We start from the raw sequence: 4,684 nt of genomic DNA, 5'->3' as shown, positions 1-4,684 counted from the left end.
ATGTTGTCCTCCTCATCTTTGCATTCTCAAAATCAAAAGGGGCCACTGGGGGTTAAATTGCTCTGCGGCGGCGATGGTTCCGTCGGGTTGACGACACCGTTGGGCTTGAGGTAGCGGCCGCGGCGGGGCCAGGCTAATTGAGCGTTGAAGTCAGTTCAGGGTCAGACCCGGAAGTGCCCGACCACAGAGATAGTCCGCCCTTCTTCAACAGCGGACGCGAGATCGGTCATCTTCAAGCGATCGCCGAGCGGCTGTCACCTGTGTTCCAGCCGGAACGGATCATCGCGCGGCAAGCCTACTTCCGTCCGGTCACGCAAGACGGCCTGCCGCTGATCGGCAAGGTGCCGCAGAGTGAAGGCGTCTACGTCGCCACCGGCCATAGCGTTTGGGGCATTCTCAACGCACCAGCAACGGGTGAGCCTTGGCGGAGCTGATCGCCGAGGGCGTTTCGCGCAGCACGGATTTATCGCCTTTCGACCCGGCCCGGCTCCGGCCACTGGACCCGTGGCTGCTGCGCTCCCGTTAAACGATGGTCCGGGCGTTGTCGTTAACCGAATGAGTCCATCACCCGCCGTTGCCTCGTGAAGCTACAGCTCCCCGGGGCTTATTTTTGCCCATTGCAATCGAACGTCTACAAAAGGACAGGCTTGCTGGCTGGATAATTCCCGCCATAGTGGCTACTTTGCGATCACGGGCTGCGCCCAGTCATGGACAGCATTCCCGTTATCGGCTTCCTTGACGGAGGTCTTTTAGGCTCTCCCATAGATGGGAGAGCAAGGTGGAGATGCAGGGACTTGCTCCCTCGGGGCCTTGAGCCCGCAGATGACATCTCCCACGCTCAAAGCCCTAGCTCAAAAGGCTAGGGCTTTTGCATTTCGAGTGCAGATTGCGAAGGTGGTTTCATGGGGATGGATCGTGTTCCTCCGGGGCTGGCGGCTCGCGCTGTAACGCGACGCGGCTGTCGAGCGGCGACAAGACATGCCCGGATCTCTGATTTTGGGGTGTGCGCAGCGTCTTGCCTCTGGCGAGGCTCAACCGGAAACCGCAGACCCTCTGACCTAAAAGCCTCTGCAACATCGATATTTCGCCGCAGTCTCAGCAAATGGGGCTGACAGGTTGAAGCGATGCACACGGCTAGGCGAGCGCTCCAAAGCGTCGGGATTTTGTTAGCGTGCGTCTACTTCTGCTTGTTGGTCTTTATCGACCCGACGCATTTTGCACTGAATGATGACGAGCCGCTCCTGATTGCTGTGCTCGCCGTCAGCATTGCAGCCACCCTATTTGGCGCGGCCTGCGCGGTCTACTCGACTTGAACCAAATAGCCTAGGGAGCGAAGGCCGCCGGGACAAATCAGCCGACGCTTGCGACGTTGTTTCCTCCCAGACTTGCGCCCGCCGCAAATGGCGGGCTTAAACCTCCTCCGAATTGATGGACACCTGTAGTAGGCTCGAAGAGCCCGGAGGTGTCGGATGGAAGGACGTCAGCGTCGGTCGTTTACGGACGACTACAAGCGTCAAGCGGTTGATCTCGTCGCGTCGAGCGGGCGCTCGATCGGATCCGTTGCCAAGGAGCTTGGTCTGCGCGATTCCGTGTTGCGGCGATAGGTGGAGCAGCGAGGGGCGCGGCTGGAGCCGACGGCGGCGACGCGGCGCCCCACAACGCAGGCGTCGCTGCCGTCGGCGGACCACGCGGCGGAGATCGCGCGCTTGCAGCGTGAGAACGAGCGGCTGCGTATGGAACGCGACATTTTAAAAAAGTCGATCGCGATCTTTGCTGGAACATGGACATGAGATTCCGCTTCATCGAAGATTGTCGGGCCGATTATCCGGTGACGCTCCTGTGCGACGTGCTCGGCGTCTCGCCGGCCGGCTATTATGCCTGGCGCTCGCGCCCTGAGAGCCGACGATCTGCTGCCAATCGTGATCTCGTCGACGACATCAGGCGGGTCCACCACGACACTCGCGGGCGCTATGGCAGCCCGCGTATCCATGTCGAGTTGAAGGCTCAGGGCCGCGGGGCGAGCCGTGGTCGCATCGAACGGTTGATGCGGCGTCATGGCATCAGGGCCATCATGGCGCGGCCCCGCCGGGTGCGGACCACCGATAGCCGCCACGACCTGCCGATTGCCCCGAACCTGCTCGAGCGCAACTTCGTCGCCACCGCTCTGAACCAGATCTGGCTGGCCGATATCACCTACATCGAGACCGATCAGGGCTGGCTCTACTTGGCTGCCGTCATGGATCTGTACAGCCGCAAGATTGTCGGCTGGGCGATGGCTGATCATTTGCGCGCCGACTTGCCCTTGACGGCATTACGGATGGCGATCTCGGCGCAGCGGCCAGGTGCCGGCCTCATCCACCATTCCGATCGCGGCGTTCAATATGCCTCGGCGGATTACCGCAAGTTGATGCAATCCGCCGACATCAAGGCCTCGATGAGCCGCAAGGGCAACTGCTATGACAATGCTCCTATGGAGAGCTTCTTCCACACGCTCAAGACGGAGCTCGTCCACCACAGGCACTATGCAACACAGGCAGAAGCCGCACGCGATGTCTTTGCCTATGTAGAGGCCTTCTACAATCGAACTCGTCGTCACTCCGCCATCGGCTTTATAAGTCCGATCGAGATGGAGCTAAAAGCAGCTTAACCCTGTCCATTTTTTCGGGGGAAGATCAGCCTTCTGTGCGGCGGGCCTGGTGAGACAAACTTCATGCTGCGGCGTTAGCTGCTTCACGCAATATCCGCTATCCGTAAAATGCGTTCTACGCCATCGCAGATGCGGCCGGCGCAGCCGTCTGCGTTTTCGAGATTAGCGCCAGCTCGACTCCCGCCAGATGAGTGTTGGTCCCCGAGCGAATGGCTTGGGTCGATTGAGCTGGCGGACGTACCCAACGCGATCGATTTGTGAAAGGCCCCGGCGAGGTACACGCCGGGGCTTTTTTGTGCCTCTAGCGATCTTCTTTCGGCCTTACCCCCGGCCAAAACCCTGAACGAGCATTAATGCGACCGCGCGCAGCTAGGGGGAATGGCGTAAATGGTACCGGAACGAAGTTTCGTATTTGAACCCGAGGAGCTATCCCTTTGGGGACGATCTTTGATCAGGCAATCGCATCACTCTCACCGGCCATGCGGACGTCGGCTAACCGAACGGAGATAGCCAAGAACCTGATAGCCTCCGCAGCGACGGGCGAGCGCGATCCGATTGAGCTTGAGCTGGCTGCCTTCAGAGATCTGATCGCGGCAGCGTAGGCTATTTCACGTCGCACATGGCCTCCACGCTGGTCACGTCACTGTCCTGTATTTCTTCACCCGCTTGCTGCGCGGCGTCGGCGCGGCCGACTCGTCATGACGATACAGCCCCCACATCACCCCTATGCGCCATCATCGTCGGGCCGCCATGCTCCGCAGCCAGCATCAGCGTCTCGATCGCCGCGCGCCATTCCGGCGCGTCGTGCTCGCGCTTCGGGAGCTTGGTGATGTAGTTGGCGGCCGCAACAGCCCAGCCTTGCGCACGCAGCGCAGGACCTTCCTCCTGCTTCGATACGCCGTGCTCTTCGAGCAATTCTATGATGGCGACACGATCCTGGAAAGCTGCGAATTCATGCCCCCGGACAGTTGAAGACCTTCTGTGCAACGGCACCGCCCCAGCAGACCGCTATCTGTTCAGTCACCTTCAGGTGCGTCGTCGAGCCGATTTTGGCTCCGCCGCTTGCATCGTCGGCATTGACCCACAGCGCGCCCACGGGCACTCCAAGCGACCACGTCACCACAGCATGACCAGCCTCATGAACGGAAGTCGATCGCGGATAGCTAGTTTTGGTGCTCATGCGTCTCTCTCAGGCAAACAGCGCTACCTGCCGACTCCGTGACCTTCACGTAAGTCCCGCTCTCATGCATCCGGAGCCAGCCATTGGCAATCGCGAGATCAAGGCCAGCCTTATATTCTGCCGGCGTGCCCTTGAGCTGATAGATGAAGGTCCGTTGATCTTTCGATATGGATGCGGCCGTCCTGCACGGCCGGCGTGGCCTTCGCTATCTCAATCAGCTTGCACGCGGCGGCATCGGGACGGCGAAGGGGCGATCGGCAACAAATCTCATGCTCTGGCCGTATCTGCTTCGCCCACCGCACGCAATAGGGTGCACGCTCGATTGGAATGTCCCCTGCACCCCGAAAAGGAACGTAAACGTCACTTCCGAGATGGGCCAGTAGGCGACTCTAAAGATTCTACCATCGACCCGGCAACCGGCGGTCCCACACCTCCGGAACCTCAAGGGGCAGCGACTGTTGTAGCGGACAGAGGACCTCATGTATGGACACGGTCACGCGCACTTACGGTTCGGATGTCGTTCCAGCGGGCCGAGTTTCTCCGGTTAGCTCATACAACGAGTGGGACCCGCTGGAAGAAGTGATAGTCGGAAGGCTGGAGGGTGCGATCATCCCGTCCGATCATCCGGTTGTCACCTGCAACATTCCCGGNATGGCTGCGCGGGCNCAGTCGCTGTTGGCAGNCTTCCGTTACCCACAGATCATGATCGAACCGGCGCAGCGCGAGCTTAATGGCTTTGTTGAACTGTTACAGTCGCTGGGCATCGTGGTAAGACGGCCGGAAGCAGTCGACCACAGGAAACGCTTCAGTACGCCGGAATGGTCCTCGCGCGGCTTCTGCAATTCCTGCCCGCGCGA

The 4,684-nt window shown here is 60.2% G+C and carries 3 protein-coding genes and 1 pseudogene; 2 read left to right on the top strand and 2 right to left on the bottom strand.

What is annotated here, in order from left to right; genetic code table 11:
• The first annotated feature begins 173 nt into the window (after nucleotides 1-173).
• Together F758_RS0142635 and F758_RS0142620 are read left to right on the top strand one after the other, a co-directional pair.
• Nucleotides 174-434 carry an FAD-dependent oxidoreductase gene (locus F758_RS0142635; RefSeq protein WP_024513461.1) on the top strand — a complete coding sequence of 87 codons (261 nt, stop codon included), beginning with the start codon at nucleotides 174-176 and terminating at the stop codon, nucleotides 432-434.
• Nucleotides 435-1,469: 1,035 nt separating this feature from the next.
• A pseudogene (locus F758_RS0142620) lies at nucleotides 1,470-2,647 on the top strand (IS3 family transposase).
• Nucleotides 2,648-3,343: 696 nt separating this feature from the next.
• Here the strand turns inward: F758_RS0142620 and F758_RS51375 are convergent.
• Nucleotides 3,344-3,634, bottom strand: coding sequence for a hypothetical protein (locus tag F758_RS51375; protein ID WP_198026719.1), 291 nt, complete (start codon nucleotides 3,632-3,634; stop codon nucleotides 3,344-3,346).
• Nucleotides 3,600-3,827 carry a hypothetical protein gene (locus tag F758_RS50615; RefSeq protein WP_157450555.1) on the bottom strand — a complete coding sequence of 76 codons (228 nt, stop codon included), beginning with the start codon at nucleotides 3,825-3,827 and terminating at the stop codon, nucleotides 3,600-3,602. The genes F758_RS51375 and F758_RS50615 overlap by 35 nt, the downstream gene beginning before the upstream one ends.
• Nucleotides 3,828-4,684 lie beyond the last annotated feature (857 nt).

The sequence above is a fragment of the Bradyrhizobium sp. ARR65 genome (genome assembly GCF_000472385.1).
Lineage (GTDB): Bacteria > Pseudomonadota > Alphaproteobacteria > Rhizobiales > Xanthobacteraceae > Bradyrhizobium.
This window is presented reverse-complemented; position numbering and strand designations above follow the sequence as displayed.